The following is a 17,380-nucleotide window of genomic DNA, read 5'->3' on the forward strand; positions in this document are numbered from 1 at the left end:
GCAGGCATCGCAAAGGTGCCTTGCGGGCGATGTCAGGGTGATTTGCGACTGTCGATCTTCGCACGAACGAACATCACTCCTTCCCCCTGGTCGGAGTTGAGGAAGACGATGCCATTGGCCTCGAACGCCCGGCGCACCTGATCGCGCGTCGTCTCATACACCTTGAGTCCGCTCTCGGACTCAAGGCGCTTCAACGCGGTCAGGGATACCAGGGCCTTTTCAGCGAGCGTCTCCTGCGTCCAACCAAGCAACGCGCGTGCGGCCCGCGTCTGTCGGGCGGTGATCATGCATGATCACCTCCTACGGACACGAACGTGCGCGCCAGAACTACGACTATAATAGTCGTTCTGGAGATGAAGCGCCAGCTGTAATGGGCTGTTTGGGCATTCGTTGGCGGGTTCCCCGGGTGACTGATTCGGTCGCTCCCGAACGGCGAAAGGCCCCGCCCGGATCGTCCGGGCGGGGCGTCGCGGCAGCTCAGTCGCCGTTGCGGCGGCTGGGGCGGGACCAGATGAGGCTGTAGCCTTCGCCGTCCTCGTCGTCGAAGAGGTTGGCGAAGATCGGGGCGGTGAAGCTCGGATCGTCGAGCTTGAGGCCCAGATAGTCGCGGCCCTCGTTGGAGCGCTTGGACCAGGCGGCGCCGATCTCCGCTCTGCCAACGAAGACGCGGTGGCTGGGGGCGTTCTCGCCGGTGGCGCGGGCCTCGGGAACGATGCGGACGTTCCTGGCCTGGACGCCGAGGGTGACGATGTCGCCGGTAAATTCGTTGTTGCCGGTCTTCTTGAAGGTGCCGATGGTCGCCATGGTGGTTCTCCTTGATCTGAGCTTCCGAGCCCGCACCATTGCGGCCTCGATGGCGATCCACAGGCCGGAGGCGATCGACGCCGCACCCGTCAGGGCCGCAGCGTCAGCGGAGGATGGCGCAAGAGCGACTTTGTTGTTCCGCGAGGAATGACGGCGTAGCCGGCAGGGGAAGAAAGTCGATCGGCGCCGTTGCGGCATAGGCGATCGAGGCGAAGCCGTGCTTCGGCCAGATCAGCCCATTGAAGAGGCCGTGTTGGAGCGGTCGACCTGACGAAGAGCGATCAAGGGAGAACGTGGCGACCCAATGCTCCCGCCGGGATCCCGGCACGGATCGCTGCCGGTGATGACGTCCCGCCTGTCCCGGCGATGACCGCGATGGGCTTACCTCGGCCATCGGCTCATGAGACGCCGTCCGCCCCTTCGTCATCGACAGGCTGTGCGGGGCTGCCCACCCATCCAGCGCCACTTCAACGTGGCTTGCGCTGATCGCTGGTCCGCGTTTGTGATCACTGTCTGCCGGCCCGCTCCGTCCATTTCCGACGTCGACGATGGCAGCCATGCCGGCTTGCTGGTCATGCTCCGACGGCCGTGTCGGTGTCAGCCTCGCGCCATGCCCTGTCCAGCCGGTTCGGGCGCGGCCATCGCCGCGATCCGCAGGAATGCCGCAATGCCGACCGCGATCGCGCCGACTACAGAAAAGGCGATCTGCCAGGTCTCCGACGGCATGGCGTGCTTCACGATGCCATGGGTCGCATGATAGCCCGCGATGGCTGCCGGGGCGACGAAAGCGAGCGCGATGGCGATGCGCAGCCAGAGCGGCCGCACGACGGCGAGGAGCAGTTGGCCGACGCCGAAAATCAGCCCGGCCGCGACCAGGCCGATCGCGATGCTGCCCGGCCAGCCGGCGCCGGTGTCATAGGCCCACATGCTGGCGGTGACGCCGGCGAAGGCTGGGAGCGCGTAGATAGCAAGCGTGAACAGCAGCCAGCAGAGAACGCCGATGGCCGCGACACTGAAGATGATGCCAAGGAAGATCATGGTGGTGGTCTCCGTGAGAAAAGGTCTGACGGTCGCGCCTTCCACCACCACCACGGCGCAATGCGAAGCATAGCTGAAGATGAGCGGTCACGGGAGCGGAAATCGGCTAGGAAGTTCCGCTCGCCGGACCGGGCGCTCCCCTCGTCAGGGCTGGAAGGGATCGAATTCATGGATGATGGCGGCGGTGTCGCCGTCGTATTCGTTGGCGGGAACGACCGAAAGGCTGCCGTCGCCGGCCCGGAAGATGATGATGGCGACCATGAGTGTGGTGGCGAGGCTGAAGGCGAAGGCATGAGCGTCGTTGAGGGACATCGTTCCGGCTCCTGTCTGGAGGCGGGGGACCATCCCCCGCGCGACAGGCGCCCGATGTGTCCGGCCGAGGGCCGCAATCACCGCGGAGGCGGAGCCTCGAGGCCGCACGCTTGCGTGGCGGACCCTTCACGGGTTGATGGCGTCAGGCCATCGGCTGGACCAAGGATCAGCGCATTGGAAGCGGGGGTGGAGATCGCTTGCTCAGGAGGCGTTGTCACGAGCCCGGAAGGTCCGCTGTTCCATCTGAATCGGCGCTGGGTAGGGTCGGGCTGATCGTCCCAGAGGATGGGTGTCATGGCGGAATTCAAGGATCGCGATCTGCACCTGGTGAAGAAGACGTTGGCCATCGCAGTGCTGGCGATCGAGCGACAGCCGGAGTCATTGCAATCAGCGTCGGATCAGAGCGACATGAAAGCGCTGCTGGACAGGTTGATCGAGGGTGACGTGGAGCTGGAGCAATATGCGCGTGCGGCCCGCATCGCCGTGACGGGCGATACGGGCTGAAAGCCCGCTTTCAGTGGAAAAGGCGATACGGCTTTACGGAAGTGCGGCGGCGCTCACGCGCCGCCCTTCCGGTGCAAATCATCGGGCTCGCCGCCAAATTGGCGCGCCTTGTCGATGAACCATCAATCGTCTTCAGCAAGCCCTACTTCCCCACCACTGGCTTCAATCGCACCGATCACTATGCGGCGTACCTCGGTAAGGAATTGCTTTGATGGCGGGGGCATGACAGCGTCTGGGATCGGAGCGGCTTCATCGTAAATGCCGCGGATCGTCCGGGCCCGCCGGAAAGTCGATCCCGTCCCGCGGAGGTCATATGCCTCCCGCCATTCAGTGAGGTGCTGTTCCACAACGCGCCGAAGCGCCAACTCGTGCATCGCTGCCGACACGGCTCTGCGGATTCGGGCAATCGAAGCTTGGCGCTGTTGGTCGTCCGTGGGCTCTCGCGTCCAATCGATTGGTTCGTCAAGGAAGCGCGATACCGATTCAGTCATTCTGGCCACAAGGTCGGCGACCGGTCGAAGATTGTCGTATTCATCGTCGAGTTCCCCGGCGATGCGACGGTTGAGAGCCTTCACCCGCGTCCAATGCTCTTTCCCCACGCCGTCATAAGCCGCCAGACCGAGCCGGGCGAGCCAGGGGGCCTGGAAGTTCGACACCGCCTCCCGAACAGCGAAGGAGATACCGGTAGGATCATAAATCGGACTTGCCTCTGGCGGCGGAGGCGGAAGGATCGCCTCCTGACAAAACTGCACTAAGTTTGCGAGCTCGCCCCTCATGTATTCCGCAGCTCGCCCTGGTAACCGCGAGAGATTTTGGTCGACACCACCAAGCATGAAGCATCGGTCCTCAATCCCGTGCTCAATGCTTCTGACGACAGGGGCGCCGAGAACGTCGCGGAGATTGGACAAGGCGTTCAGCACCGACGCCATCACATGGCCGCGCTTGTCGGCCGATGTCCGAAGGTTTGGGCCTTTGATCTGATCGAAGTGGGTGAATGCCACCGCCAGCTTGTCGCTGTGCCCGCTGGCAGCGACGGAGCGGAGAACCGAGAGCGGCGCCGCCTGCATCGGTTGCTGAGCGTTGTCCACGACAAGGATGACGTCCACGCGATCAAAGCGTTTCGTGATGTGCGTCGTTACGCTCGATGAGGAGTCCGGCGTGTGGCCTAGGCCCTGACCGTCGATCAAGGCGAGGCGGGGCGACGTCTCTGCAAACTTAGGAAATAAGGGGCCTTTGACGCGGATGCCCGATACCAGCGGCGTCAGGAGCCGACCAAACTGTGGCCAATAGTTGCTGGAGAACCAGCGGATCTGTTCAATGAATTGCTCTCGATCGCGAGACTCGAACTGCCATCGCTTTGGCCAGCCCGAACGATGCCGCTCCAAGGTTCCTTCGGCGATTAGATCGAAACGCTCCCGGATGCGGTCGAGAACATCCTGAACGAGTTCGTGGAAGGTCTCGTTTTCGGCCAAGTACGCCTCAAAGTTTTCGACGATCAATTGTTCTGCGGCTTCGCGGTCGGCGCCTATGGGTTTGCCGGGTTCGAGGCCGAGATCATCGGACAAGCGCTTCAAAACCTTCGCCGTCAGCTTGCCGATCCGGTCTACAAAGTCTCCAAGCACTTCGCGGTTCTTGGCTCGTTCGGACGTATCAAGACCACCGTCTTCTTGCTCATCAGCGACTGCACCGGGCTCGTCATCGAACGAAAACTCGTCATCGTCTGCTTCCTGATCATCAGCCTTGCGCCACCCGCCAAGGACATAACTGAGCCGGAACTTCTGGTCTCTGTGGTTCAAGAATCGGTCTGCGATCTTGTCAATTGGTGCGCGCTCGGAGACAGCGATACATGCGTCGGTGATGCACTCCTCTACGCTCGCTTGAGTCTGGAACTCCGAGAAGAAAGTAACAACAGCCTCAAAGTCCCCTTCGCTTTGGATAACCTCAATGTCAGCGATGGTCGTCTTCGCGGGAGCCGTTGAAGGAAATCGATCTTTGTCGGGATCAGAACCGATAAGCTGCCTGAGCAGTGAGGTCTTGCCGGCCCCTGTCGTTCCAACGAACAGAACGCGGGAATAGCCATTTTCCGCAGTGGGCAGCGGAATGAGTTCCTCACGGAGAGACTCTGGATCTTCTCGGCCAGCTTGGATTTCGTCATAGAAGGCGTCAACGATCACCTTCGAGAACTTCAGTTCTGCCTCGGCGCGTTTGCTGGCGTTCCACCACGTGCGATCCGCCAAGAGGGTGTTCATTTCCGCGATGAGCAGGTCTGCTTCGGCTTCGTCGGTCGTCCCGAGGCCTCGGCGCATCTTGAGACCGGGCCCGCCCCGAGCATCGCGTCGGAGCGGATGGCGAAAGCTAACGGACCAACCGGGCCGGTTGGACCGTGTCTTGGAGGCCAAGTAGGGCATATCAGGCATAGTGTTGTTCCGCGTTGTTCCCATTCGCAAGCTGTATCAGCGCTCACATAGCCAGTCAATAGTTATGGAACAACGCGGAACAACACCATGCTTGCCGGTTTGGGGGAAAGTGAGATCGTCAAATTCCGCCCATCGTGGCGGCAAAAGCGACACTCACGCGCCGCCGTTGCCGAACTTCCAGACGGGAATGCCCATCTTGCGGGCCTTGTCGGCGAGATTGTCCTGGATGCCGGTGCCCGGGAGCACCATCACGCCGATCGGCAACACCGCCAGCATGGAGTCGTTGCGCTTGAACGGCGCCGCCTTGGCGTGCTTCGTCCAGTCGGGCTTGAAGGCGACCTGCGGTACCTTGCGGGTGTCGGCCCAGCGGGCAGCGATGCGCTCGGCGCCCTTCGGCGATCCGCCGTGCAGCAGTACCATGTCGGGGTGTTTGGCGTGGACCTGATCGAGCTTGGCCCAGATCAGGTGGTGATCGTTAAAATCGAGCCCGCCGGTGAACGCGATCTTCGGTCCTGCCGGCAGCAGCACCTCGGTTTCGGCCCGTCGTTTGGCTGAGAGAAAGTCGCGGCTGTCGATCATGGCCGAGGTCAGGGTGCGGTGGTTGACCATCGATCCGCTACGCGGCCGCCAGGATGAGCCGTTGTGGCGCTCGAAATGCTCGGCGGCCTGGTCGCGCATCAGTTCGAAGGCGTTGCGGCGCTCGATCAGCGTCTGCCCTTCGGCGATGAGGCGCTCCAGTTCGACCGACTTCACCTCCGAGCCGTCCTGTTCGCGCTGGCCGCGGCGCTGCGCCTGCTCGTTGTCGTCGAGCTCGCGCTCGATCCGGCCGGTGGCCCGATGGAAGAGGTTGACGGCCGACCAAAGAAGGTCGTCGAGGTCGGGCTCGAGGCGGGTGTCGTCGAGTGTAGCGATCAGGGCGTCGAAGATATCGGCGATGGCCCCGGCGACCATGTTCCCCTCCGGGAGTGGCCTCGGATCGGGTTCGTCCTGGAAGGGGCGGAAGCCGTAGAGTTGGAGTTCGGTGAGGACGTGGTCGGTGGGGGATGAGGCGTGTTGAGGCTCGAAGCCGTCGTCGTGTTCGCTCGCCATGGGATGCTCCTTCGTCGGATTGACCGCGACCCTCGCGGCCTTCTGGCGACGAAAGCCGTCGGGCGGTCCGGACCTGCACCCGGAGCGCAAGCGCAGGGCCAAGCATCGCGCCGGATGGCGAAGGCCGGCTATTTTGTTTCGCGATGGAAAGCGCTCCCCTGGAGCGCGCCGGAAAATAGCCGGGCGCAGCCATTGCCGGTCCGGGCCGCTTGACGGCCGATCGCCCTCTCGAAGGCCGGGTCGCGGTCCTCTCCGCCGCAACGGGATGCAGCCTGGTGCGATGCGGCGATGGCTGCCGCTGCCCCGCGCTTGCCCCCTCCGGCTATGCCGACAGGACAAGAAAACGGGCGACGTCCTCCGGGGCGAGCTGCTGGCGGACCGCTGCCCGCAGAGCGTCGATGCCGAAGGTGCGGAGGTCCTCGTTGAAGTCCCCGAGCGCCGGCGACAGCACGATCGCCTCGACCCCGGCGGCGTTCGCCCGCTCGATCAGGCTGTCGCGCGCGCCATCGCCGGCCGGATCGTCGTCGCGGACGATGTAGAGTCTGCGCAGTGGCGCCGGGAACAGGATGGCGGCAAGGTGGGCGGCCGAAAGCGCTGCGACCATCGGCATGTGGGGCAGGACACAGTGCAGCGACAGGATCGTCTCGATGCCTTCTCCCGCCGCTATCACGTCGTGCGCCACGCCGAACCGGACCGCATGGCCGAGAAGGTCGCCCATTGCCCGCCTCGGTGTGTCGATCGGCGCCTTGCCGTCGCCATCGGGGGAAAGCCAGGTGCGATGCGCGCCGGTGATCCGGCCGTCGAGGTCGGTGACGGAAGCGATCATCGCCGGCCAGGTCTCGGTCGGCGAATGCTCGTCGGGCCGATAATAGCAGCGCGGGTGGAAGCGGAGTGATCCGGCTCCGTGCAAAACCGTGATGCCGCGCTTCCGCAAGTACGCTTCTGCGACTGTGCCCGTGATCGGCTGCGACATGGCGAAGAGTCGGCGTGCGGCCTCCGGCGATCCGGTTGGCGCGGACGTCGGCCTATGCCTCGGTTGCGGCGCCGGCTCGGAATGCGGCAGACTGAGGAAAGTCCGCGCTTCGTCGGCGACGTCCTTGAAGTCGACCAGCCCGCAGCTCTCTCGAATGACGTCGAGCAGGTCGCCATGCTCGCCGGTAGCGGCGTCGGTAAATTTGCCCGCCGCGCCCTTGCCAGACTCCGGTCCCTTGAGCCGGACGAACATGGAGCGACCTGGCGTGCCCTGCACATCGCCGACCAGCCAGTAGCGGCCCTCGCGATGACCGGCGGACAGATAGTGCCGGCACACCGCCTCGGCCTGGCGAGCAAGGCGCCGCGCCAGTTCGGAAGCGTCGTGGCGAGCCATTTACGCAGCCTCCCGCTCGCCGATCCGCTCGACCGGGTAACGCTCCATGATCCTTGCCAGGATGGCGGGACCGGTCGCGTCCGTCGGCACGAACATGCGCAAGGTCCACGAAATGATCTCGTGGAACAGCCCATAGGCGGCCAAGCGATCGCGCATGGTGTCGGTGAACCCGCTGAGTTCGATGCGATGGGCGCCCATGACGCGGACCCGGCGTAGTTGGAGCCCTTCAGCAAGGTCGAGTATCGTCCGGCCGTCCATCAGGGCCGCGAAGGCATCGTCCGGCGTCAGCGTCGTCGCGCCTGTAGCGGTCGCTCCTCCCACCCATGCCGGCGAAACCCGGCGGCCGACGATGCGCTCGCCGTCATCGGTCTGAAGCCGATAGACTCGCGTCGACTCGTTTGGCAGGCGCTTCCAGATCGGCAATAGCAGCCCGGCGACGACATGGATGGTGCTGTCGGAGAATTCCGGCACGTCAGCCAGTTCGGCGTTCCATGCTTTTGCGAACGTGCCTTCGTCGGCCTCGATCCAGTGCGTCTCGCCCATCATCTTCACCGGGATATTGTGCGCCTCCATCGGCCGGATCAGGCGGATACGCCGTTCGATCTCGCCATCGTCGAGCATGACGCTGCTGGTCGGGATCTGAACGGCGGCCCGGCCCGAACGCTCGTTGACGAGCAGCATGGCGCGACGATCCGAGAGGAGGGCAAGGGCCTGGTCGAGCGCGACAGGCCGGTTGCGTTCGCGCTGGGTGATGGTCAGCAGGCGGGTTTCAGCCCCAGTGCCGAGATGGACATGGATGGTGCGCCGGCCGGTGACGACGAAGCTCTCGGCCTTGAGCGTCTCCAGCCCCATGTCATAGGCTCCGCAAGCGATTGCGCCTTCGATCCTGGCATTCAAAAGCTGCTCGAACGCCGTGAACAGGATGCCCTGCAGGTCGATGGTCAGCGCCAGCAGTCGGTTGAGGAAGGTGGTGATCGGCGGCAACTCGTCCTTGATGCCGTTCGCGTCCATGAGCGACAGGCCGGTGGCCTCTTCAAACATCTGCAGCGAGCAGCCCTCGACCTTGCCGCGCGCCAGGAGATGATAGAGTTGCCGCAGCGCGTCGCGGGCATAGGGACTTTCCAGATTGTCCTCGGGCCGGAACAGGCCCTGGCCGCCGGTCTGGCGTTGGCCGCGCGTGATCGCGCCGAGCGTGTCGAGCCGCCGCGCGATGGTCGACAGGAAGCGTTTCTCCGCCTTCACGTCGGTCGCGATCGGACGGAAGAGCGGGGGCTGCGCCTGGTTGGTGCGGTTGGTCCGCCCCAGTCCCTGGATGGCGGCATCGGCCTTCCAGCCCGGCTCGAGCAGATAATGGACCCGCAGCCGCTGGTTCCGCGCCGACAATTCGGCATGGTAGCTCCGGCCCGTCCCGCCCGCATCGGAGAAGACGAGCACACGCTTCTGATCGTCCATGAAGGCGGCCACATCGGCGAGAGAGGCCGAGGCAGCACGATTCTCGACCATCAAGCGGTCGATCCCGTCCGCGCCGGTCTTGCGCACGATGCGACGCGAGCGGCCGGTGACTTCCGCCACCGTGTCGGTCCCGAAATGCTGAACGACCTGGTCGAGCGCGCCGGGAACGGGCGGCAGGCTCGCGAGCTTCTCGATCAGGCGGTCGCGGCGGGCGGCGGCCTCGCGGCTTTCGACCGGCTGGCCGTCACGGAAAACCGGCCGGGACGAGAGGTTGCCCTCGCTGTCGGTGAAGGGTTCATAGAGCTGCACAGGGAAGCTGTGCTGCAGGTACGACAGAACATATTCGCGCGGCGTGATGTCGACCCGGACGTCGTTCCATTCCTCAGTTGGGATTTCCGCCAACCTGCGCTCCATCAACGCCTCGCCGGTCGAAACGATCTGGATGACCGCGGCGTGACCTTCCTCGAGATCGCGCTCGATCGAGCGGATCAGCGTCGGGGTTTTCATCGAGGTCAGGAGATGACCGAAGAAGCGCTGCTTGGTGGATTCGAAAGCGGAACGCGCCGCCGACTTCGCCTGCCGGTTCAGCGTGCCATGCTCGCCGGTGATGTTGGCGGCCTGCATCGCCGCGTCGAGATTGTTATGGATGATGGCGAAGGCCCCGGCATAGGCGTCGTAGATGCGCGTCTGCTTCTGCGTAAGCTGGTGCTCGACCAGCTCATATTCGACGCCGTCATAGGAGAGCGACCGGGCGGTGTAGAGGCCGAGCGCCTTGAGGTCGCGTGCCAGGACTTCCATCGCCGCGACGCCGCCGGCCTCGATCGCCTCGACGAACTCGGCCCGCGTCACGAAGGGGAAATCCTCGCCGCCCCAGAGGCCGAGCCGCTGCGCATAGGCGAGATTGTGGACGGTGGTCGCGCCCGTGGCGGACACGTAGACGACACGGGCATTGGGCAGTGCGTGCTGGAGGCGGAGGCCAGCGCGTCCCTGCTGCGAGGCGGCCTGCTCGCCGCGGTCACCCTTGCTGCCAGCGGCATTCTGCATGGCGTGGCTTTCGTCGAAAACGATCACTCCGTCGAAGTCGGAGCCCAACCATTCGACGATCTGTTTGACCCGGGAAAGCTTCTCGCCACGCTCGTCGGAGCGCAGCGTGGAATAGGTGGTGAATAGGACGCCTTGCGTGAGCGTGATGGGCTTGCCCTGCGGGAAGCGGGAAAGCGGCGTCACCAGCAACCGCTCCATGCCGAGCGCCGACCAGTCGCGCCGGGCGTCCTCGATGAGATCGGCCCTGGAGATCCAGACCGCCTTGCGACGCCCTTGCATCCAGTTGTCGAGGATGATGCCGGCCGACTGGCGGCCCTTGCCGGCGCCGGTCCCGTCGCCGAGCATGAAGCCGCGCCGGAAACGCACGGCATTCGGCGCATCGTCGCGCGCAGCCGAAACGATGTCGAAGGTCTCGTCCACGGTCCAGGACCCGGCGAGGAATTCGCCATGGGCATCGCCGGCATAGATCACCGTCTCGAGCTGGGCGTCCGACAGCAGGCCATCGGTGACGATGTTGGCCGGCAGGCGCGGCCGATAGCTCGGCTTCGGCGGCGCGACCGAGGCCATGGCCGCCGATTGCACCAGCTTGGTGGGATGAGCTTGCGCGCCGGGAATGCGGATCGACTGAAGAGCGTATTCCTCATAGATCGCGTCCGTCAGCCGGGTGTTCTCAGGCGGCGTCAAATCCACCGTCTCATAGTCGATCTCGACCCCGTCGGGCTCGGTGAGGCTGGCCGGAACGGGAGTGGATGGCCGTGAGGCAAATCCCCGGACGGGGCGCGCAGCGACGGCACACGCGGCGGCGGGAATGGCGGTAACGCCGGCGGAGGCCGCGACCGGCAGTCGCGCCGGAACATGGGCGTCGATCCAGCCAAGCAGCGTGGCGACGTCGGGCGCGACGCCTGGCGGGACCGGGAACACCGCCGGATCATCGGCGGGTAGCTTGTCGATGACGGTCAGCCGCGTATCGATGGTGGTGCCGTGCCTGGCATAGACCGAGCCGTCGATGGTGGCGGTGAACACCACGCGCCCGCGCGCCTGCAAGCGGGTGAATGCCGCCACCCATGCCGGATTGTCGGGAGAAAAGTTCGCGCCGGTGATCGCCACCAGCCGCCCGCCGTCAGCCAGGCGTGTCAGCGCCGAGGCGACATGACGACAGGCGGCGTCGGCCATGCGGCCTGAGACGTTCGCCATTGCCGAGAATGGCGGGTTCATCAACACGACGGACGGCACGATGCAGGCAGCGATATGATCGTCGATCTGCGCCGCGTCGAAGCGGGTGACGGGAATGGTCAGAAAGAGGTGGGTGAGAAGACCGGCGCGGGTCTCGGCCAGTTCGTTCAAGACCAGCGATCCGCCCGCGATCTCGGCCAGGATGGCGAGCAGGCCGGTGCCGGCAGAGGGCTCCAGCACGCGGTCGGCGGCGGTCATCGACGCGGCGGTTATGGCCGCGAGTCCCAACGGGATCGGGGTGGAAAATTGCTGGTAGGTCTCGCTTTCGGCCGAACGGCGCGTGTGGGTGGGAAGAAGGCCGGCGATTTTCGCCAGCATCGGCAGCATGGCAGCCGGAGAACCGGCTTTGCGGGAAAGCGCCTTTCCGTATTTGCGCAGGAACAGCACGGTCGCCGCCTCGCAGGCGTCATAGGCGGTCTTCCAGTCCCAGGCGCCGGTCGCATCGGAGGCGCCGAAGGCCGTCTCCATGGCGGTACGCAGGACGCCTGCGTCGATGCGCTGGCCGCATTCGAGATGGGGAAGGAGAAGCCGCGCCGCCTCGGCGATGCGAGCGGCCGGATCGGCGGCGGGAACGAGCGGGATGGACGTGGCCGCGCGAGCGGCCGCGGAAGCGGAGACAGTGGTCATGGAGGGAACCTCGAGGAGAGCGGGACGGGACGAACCGGCTGGCGCTCTCTCTCGACCGTACCGGCTCAAACCCGTCCCGGCCGTCCTCTTCCTCTAACCGGACCGCGATCGCGATGTTGGAGCCCCGACGCTCAGCCGAAGCGGCGCCCGGAATTGGTAAAGGTGTATGCGTTGGCGATGATCGCCTCGTCGACCACGGCGTCCGACGCCTGATACTCATACTCCCGCTCGAGCTGGCGGTAGAGCCAGCGGGCGAGATCGCGCAGCGCCTCCGTCACGGCTTCCTCCGCATCGGCGGTCATGTCCTGATAGGTCGGGCCGTCGCGCTCGACCGAGATCGCCATGCAATATTCATGGGTATAACGGCCGCGATGGCTGGCATCAGCATGAAGCTGATAGAAGTTCCGCTTCTGGACCGCCTGCAAGGCGTCCGCGATCCGGTGAAGCTCGCCATCTTGCGGCGCGTGCGCCCTGATCTTGTGAGGGGCGCCTTTCGCATGGGAATAGAAGGCCTCGAAGCAGGCGCCATCGCCCTGCGACCAGAAACCGCGGAAATAGACGCACGGCTTCTGCCGCGTACCGCCGCCATGGAGGCGCACGGCGCGGGTCTTGAGCCGCACCCCGAGAATGGCGCAGATCGCCTCGAAATCGTCGTAGACGAATTCGTACCAATCATCGGTGTCCATGCTTTCGCGGAACCAGGCACGCGCCTTCTCATGCGCCTCCACGTACAGCTCGCCGAGCTGATAGACGGTGGTTTCAACGATCCTCGGCATCGTCCGACCCTCCCGTCGTAAGCACATCGGCGAGCCATCCGTGCGTGCCGATCCAGGCGACGGATTGGCCGGCGCCGAGATCGAGCACATGCGCGCCGCCGCCGAAGGCATCGATCCCCGCCTTTGAGCAGGTGTTGGCGTACTGGAAACCCCAGCGGCCGGTGAGGCCGAAGGTCTTCGCGCAGAGCAGCACGAAGTCGATGACGTGCTGCGGATCGCCGGTCACATCATCGCGGATCCAGAGCCGGGTGCCGCCATGCTCGGGCTGGATCGAAAGCAGGAAACCGTCGGACGGCGGGTCTTCCGACGCGCCATCTTCGGACAGCCTGTTGTAGAGGTCGAGCGCGCGGGCGGCATTCTGCGGCGTGCCAACATCGAGCAGGCATGAGAAATGGGTGAAATAGTCGGCCATGCGAGGCTCCTGAAACGAGAGGAGCCCGGCTGTTCCCCCTTGCGAGGGGCCGGGCTCGGATGCGTGGATGGGTGGAGGAATGCGAGGCGGCCGGAGCCGCCCCGCGGGGTTCGGCTATTCCGCAGCGATCATGCGGGCCGGGTCATCCTCGCTCTCGGCGCTGGCGGGAGACTCGTCGTCATCGCCGGCGAGGAAGTCGGGCAGCGCCTCGGTTTCTCCCTCGGCTGTCGCCACGTCAGGAGCCGGCTCGGCGTCGGCAGGGCGCAGGGGTTCGGGCAGCCAGCCGGTGTCGGCGAGCAGCCGCTCGGCTTCCTTCGCCATATCGCCCTTCTTCAGATGATCGATGAGCTGGGCGGCCTGTTCCCCCCGGGCCTCGCGCACGGCTTCCAGGATGCGGGCCTTGGTGACACGGCCGAGATAGTTCTCGACCATCGGCTTCCAGCCGGCCTCCACCATGTCGAGCCCGCAGGCATGGGCCAGCCGGTCAGCCTGGCCGAGGCGGCGTTCGAGCCCATGCTGCGAGAGGCCGGAGCCGCCATAGCGGTCGACCTTCTCGTAGAGGGCGTTTACGCCGTAGCTGACGCAATGGGCGAGCATCGCCATGCGGCTGGCGTCATCGAGCGCGTCGAGCCAGTCCCACAGGGCCTGATCGTCCTGCGGGACGTCGGTTTTCCATGCCTCCTGCCGCTCATTCACCGACTTCGCGGACGGGCTGTCCTTCAGGTCGGCGGACTGGGCGGGGAAGAAGACATGGTGGATGGAGGCCTCCAGGCACCCGCCGGCGCTCGACATGCGCTGGAAGGCATCGGTGACGAGCTTGTGCAGGAGCGCCGTCATGGCGACGCGGGGATTGTTGGCCATGGCGTCGCGCAGCGCCAGCGTGCGGTGCGCGGTCAGCTCCATCACCAGGCGATCGGGCAGCGGCTTGATGACGTCGTCCTCATCCTCCTCCGGCTCGGCGGGCTGGCCGCCGATGGTGATGACGGCGCGCTGGACGGAAGGCGCCGCAGGATCGGTCGCGTTGGCCGGTGCGTCTTCGCCGTCCTCACCCTCGATGGCGACCGGCGCTTCGTCCTCGGGGCGGACATAGCCGCGGTCGACGAGGAGCGAGCCGTCCGCATCGATGCTGACGAAGACGCCCGCGCGGACGATATCGGCCGGATCATATTGGACCGGTCGGTTCTCGAAATTGGCGAGCGCCGTCTCGATCTCGCCGAGCCGCTCGTCCACCTCGTCGGGCAGTTCGTCCGCGCCGTCATATTCGGCCTCCAGCTTCGCATATTCGGCGTTCAGGGCGTCGATCGTCGCCTGCTCATCGGTAGTGAGGTCGATCGGCGTGCCGACGAGCGCGCGCAGACCGCGGGCGTTGTCGTAGGGAAAGCTGACGGCAACCTCGATCCACTTCCAGCCTTCATTGGCGATCTCGTCGGCCATGACCTTCAGCTTCTCAGCGGCCAGCTGATCGAGAAGGCCCGCATCCTGCAGCCAGCCGCCATCGTCGGACTGGAACAGGTCGCGCAGGACGATGCCATCGGCCGCCTCATAGGCGTCGATCCCGACGAACACGGCGCGCTTGTCGGAGGCTCGCACCGTCGATTCCGTCAGCATGCGGCGGATCTGATACGGTTCCTTCGACCAACTATTGTGGATCGCCTCCCAGACCTGTTCCTGTCGGGCATGGTCGGAGGAGACGGTGAAGGCCATCAACTGCTCGAGCGACATGCCGTCCTCGGCATAGGTTTCGAGCAGCGTTGGCGAAACCGAGGCGAGCCGCAGCCGCTGCTTGACGACGTTGACGGGCACGAAGAAGGCGGCGGCGATCTCCTCCTCGGACTGACCCTTCTCGCGAAGGGTCAGGAAGGCGCGAAACTGGTCGAGCGGATGGAGCGGGGCGCGCTGGCAGTTTTCGGCGAGCGAATCGTCCTCGGCGAGGATGCCGGTCGAGGCATCGCGCACGACGCAGGGGACGGGCGCGGTCTTCGCCAGACGCTTCTGCTTGACCAGCCGTTCGAGCGCGCGGTAGCGGCGGCCGCCGGCGGGAATCTCGAACATGCCGGTTTCCTTGCCTTCGGCATCGAGCACGGGGCGGACATTGAGGCCCTGAAGCAGGCCGCGCCGGGCGATGTCTTCGGCCAGCTCCTCGATCGAGACGCCGGCCTTCACGCGCCGGACGTTCGACTGGCTCAGCACCAGCTTGTTGAAGGGGATGTCGCGTGAGGACGACAGGGTGATCTTCTGAACGGCAGTAGCCATCGGGATTTTCTCCGCGACGGGCGGCCGAAAGCCTCTCTCCCGGCCTCCAACCCGTCACGAAAACCCCCTCGGCCCTCTTCCTCTCGCGGCGGCGAAAGCGAAGGCCGAGGGGGCGGAGAAGCGAGGATCGGCGGCCGGCGCGCAGCAGACGCGGGCTTCCGGTCAGCGCCCGGAACGGGGAGGTCCCGTCACTGCGGCCAGGACATCGTCCAGCAATCCTTCGGCTGCCTGCAACGCCCGTTCGGGCGATATCGGCGCCGGGTCGCGCTTCGCCAGCTCGCGGATGCGATGGCAGCGGTAGTAGGGCGACAATATCCGCGTCAGCATCCGCACATCCGGATGATGTGGATGCAATCCGAGCCGTTCCGCTGCGACGAGCGCCTTGACCAGATCGTGCCGAACCTCATGGCGGCACCGGTCATCGTTCCACCCCCGGAAATGCAGATAGGACTTCAGCGACAGCTCGACGGCGCATCCGATGAGATGAAATAGGGCTTCGCGAGAGTGTGGATCGCCCGCCGTCGCGAGGTGGCGCGCCCCGGCGAGGAACTCAACTGCATTGTCGAAGAGATACCTCCCCCGCCAGCGCGTCGATGAGCTGCGCGCCCGTGCGGACGCATGACAGGACTCGGGAGATGACGAGGATTCCTGCCGGAAGCGTCGCCGGCCTGCTGGAGACGGCGCGCGCATCAGGCTGCCTCCCGCTCGCCGGCGTCGGCGGAGACCGGAGCAAGCCGTTCGTCTTCGGGCAGGAAGCCGAGCAGGAAATCGGCAGCCTTGCTGGCTTGCGACGCTGCGCGGACGATGGCGCGATTGTCCTCGCGCAGAACCTCGGCCCAGGATCCGATGTAATCGGCGTGCCGCACGGTCGGCACGATGCCGAGCGCAGCACAGCAGAATGCCGCTGAAATCTCGGCTATCATCTCCTCGAAGGCGTACTTCTTCGTGCCAAAGGAACCGGAGAGGTCGCGATTCAGGCGATCCGGCGCCCCGCTGGCATGGGAGCATTCATGCAGGGCCGTGCGGTGCCAGTTGATGGGCTCGAAGAAAGCCTGGGGCGGCGGGACCATCACATAATCGCGCGCTGGCACGTAGAAGGCACGGTCGCCGCCGATCCGGAAATCGATCCCGCTTGCCTTGATCAGCGCCTCCACCTTCGGCTCGATCAGGCCGGGTTCGGGCGGCGGCGCGACAATCGCGAGGTCGTCGGGTAAGCCCTCGCATTGCGCCAGGTTGAAAACCGTGAAGCGCTTCAGGAACGGGATCGCCTGGGCTTCCTCGCCGGTCTCGCGGGCGCGTCGCTTCTCGTCGTCGGGGACGAAGCGATCGGCATAAACGACCGTCGTTCCGCGCTCGCCTTTACGCACATGCCCGCCGACCACGAGCGCCTGCCTGAAGGTGAGCCAGCTTTGGCCGGGGAAGCCATGCTCGATCACAGCGCCCCAGAGGATCAGCACATTGATGCCGGAATAACCTCGGCCGGTGGCGGCGTTCTTCGGCATGGCGAGCGGCGCTTTCGCCGCCGCTGTGCCCCAAGGCTGAATCCAAGGTAACCGGCCGGCCTCCAGCTCGGCGAGGATCTTTCCGGTGATTTCGTCATAGAGGCTCGTCCGGTCGGAGCCGGAACGGGCGTGAGCGGCATGTCTGGACATCGCGGGTCTCCGCGACGGGCGCCGGGAGCCTCTCTCCCGACCCTCAACCCGTCACGGCAATCCGGTCCGCACTCTCACTCTCGCCTGTCCGAAAACGTAGAGACGCAGAAGCGGATTCGCGGGAATACGGCTGCCCCTACTCTTGCGTCAGGGATGGAAGCCCGGAGGGGGAAGCCCAGCAAGGCAGGGCTTCAGCTTTGCCGAGAGCCCGGCCCGAAGGGCGACGCCCCATTCATTCAGGCAGGACAGTGATCTCCCCGCGACCTCACCTAGCGCAGGTCTCTGGTTTCCTTTTTGTTCTTGCGCCGCTAGGGTATCCTATGGTGCCTGATTCTTCGCTACGTTGAGCGGAGATGCACGGTCGTTCCCTTGTCGTGGCTATTGAGAAAGGAAGCCCTCGA

General features: G+C 65.3%; 14 protein-coding genes. 1 reads left to right on the plus strand and 13 read right to left on the minus strand.

Features of this window, described 5'->3' with window-relative positions; all coding sequences use genetic code 11:
• Window positions 1–32: 32 nt before the first annotated feature.
• From ACSSVQ_RS17135 to ACSSVQ_RS17150, 4 genes are all read right to left on the minus strand, one after another.
• Window positions 33–287, minus strand: coding sequence for a helix-turn-helix domain-containing protein (locus ACSSVQ_RS17135; protein ID WP_454184507.1), 255 nt, complete (start codon window positions 285–287; stop codon window positions 33–35).
• 190 nt (window positions 288–477) lie between these two features.
• Entirely contained in the window at window positions 478–804 is a 327-nt protein-coding gene (locus tag ACSSVQ_RS17140) for a DUF736 domain-containing protein (RefSeq protein WP_454184508.1), read from the minus strand.
• A gap of 597 nt (window positions 805–1,401) precedes the next feature.
• Window positions 1,402–1,842, minus strand: coding sequence for a hypothetical protein (locus ACSSVQ_RS17145; protein WP_454184718.1), 441 nt, complete (start codon window positions 1,840–1,842; stop codon window positions 1,402–1,404).
• 144 nt (window positions 1,843–1,986) lie between these two features.
• Entirely contained in the window at window positions 1,987–2,154 is a 168-nt protein-coding gene (locus ACSSVQ_RS17150; RefSeq protein ID WP_173402568.1) for a hypothetical protein, read from the minus strand.
• A gap of 294 nt (window positions 2,155–2,448) precedes the next feature.
• Between ACSSVQ_RS17150 and ACSSVQ_RS17155 the strand changes: the two genes are divergently transcribed.
• On the plus strand, window positions 2,449–2,658 hold the full coding sequence (locus tag ACSSVQ_RS17155) for a hypothetical protein (protein ID WP_454184509.1): 210 nt from the start codon (window positions 2,449–2,451) through the stop codon (window positions 2,656–2,658).
• Window positions 2,659–2,780: 122 nt separating this feature from the next.
• On the opposite strand, the gene ACSSVQ_RS17160 is transcribed toward ACSSVQ_RS17155, so the two are convergent.
• From ACSSVQ_RS17160 to ACSSVQ_RS17200, 9 genes are all read right to left on the minus strand, one after another.
• Window positions 2,781–4,895 (minus strand): Rab family GTPase, encoded by a 2,115-nt coding sequence (locus tag ACSSVQ_RS17160; RefSeq protein WP_454184510.1) that lies wholly within the window; start codon window positions 4,893–4,895, stop codon window positions 2,781–2,783.
• 333 nt (window positions 4,896–5,228) lie between these two features.
• Entirely contained in the window at window positions 5,229–6,164 is a 936-nt protein-coding gene (locus tag ACSSVQ_RS17165) for a DUF2493 domain-containing protein (protein ID WP_454184511.1), read from the minus strand.
• A gap of 322 nt (window positions 6,165–6,486) precedes the next feature.
• Complete coding sequence (locus ACSSVQ_RS17170) at window positions 6,487–7,530, minus strand: DUF7146 domain-containing protein (RefSeq protein WP_454184512.1); 1,044 nt, start codon at window positions 7,528–7,530, stop codon at window positions 6,487–6,489.
• Window positions 7,531–11,886: a strawberry notch-like NTP hydrolase domain-containing protein gene (locus ACSSVQ_RS17175; protein WP_454184513.1), complete on the minus strand. Its 4,356-nt coding sequence runs from the start codon at window positions 11,884–11,886 to the stop codon at window positions 7,531–7,533.
• 131 nt (window positions 11,887–12,017) lie between these two features.
• Window positions 12,018–12,662 (minus strand): antitoxin of toxin-antitoxin stability system, encoded by a 645-nt coding sequence (locus ACSSVQ_RS17180; RefSeq protein ID WP_454184514.1) that lies wholly within the window; start codon window positions 12,660–12,662, stop codon window positions 12,018–12,020.
• Complete coding sequence (locus ACSSVQ_RS17185) at window positions 12,646–13,074, minus strand: hypothetical protein (RefSeq protein ID WP_454184515.1); 429 nt, start codon at window positions 13,072–13,074, stop codon at window positions 12,646–12,648. The genes ACSSVQ_RS17180 and ACSSVQ_RS17185 overlap by 17 nt, the downstream gene beginning before the upstream one ends.
• 114 nt (window positions 13,075–13,188) lie before the next feature.
• Window positions 13,189–15,327, minus strand: a complete 2,139-nt coding sequence (locus ACSSVQ_RS17190) for a ParB/RepB/Spo0J family partition protein (RefSeq protein WP_454184516.1) — start codon at window positions 15,325–15,327, stop codon at window positions 13,189–13,191.
• A 162-nt stretch (window positions 15,328–15,489) separates the two neighbouring features.
• Window positions 15,490–16,017 (minus strand): hypothetical protein, encoded by a 528-nt coding sequence (locus tag ACSSVQ_RS17195; RefSeq protein WP_454184517.1) that lies wholly within the window; start codon window positions 16,015–16,017, stop codon window positions 15,490–15,492.
• The gene (locus tag ACSSVQ_RS17200; protein ID WP_454184518.1) at window positions 16,017–16,979 is read right to left on the minus strand and encodes an ArdC family protein; all 963 of its coding nucleotides are present in this window, start codon (window positions 16,977–16,979) and stop codon (window positions 16,017–16,019) included. The genes ACSSVQ_RS17195 and ACSSVQ_RS17200 overlap by 1 nt, the downstream gene beginning before the upstream one ends.
• Between the last annotated feature and the right edge of the window lie 401 nt (window positions 16,980–17,380).

It is taken from the genome of Parvibaculum sp. MBR-TMA-1.3b-4.2 (assembly GCF_053628815.1).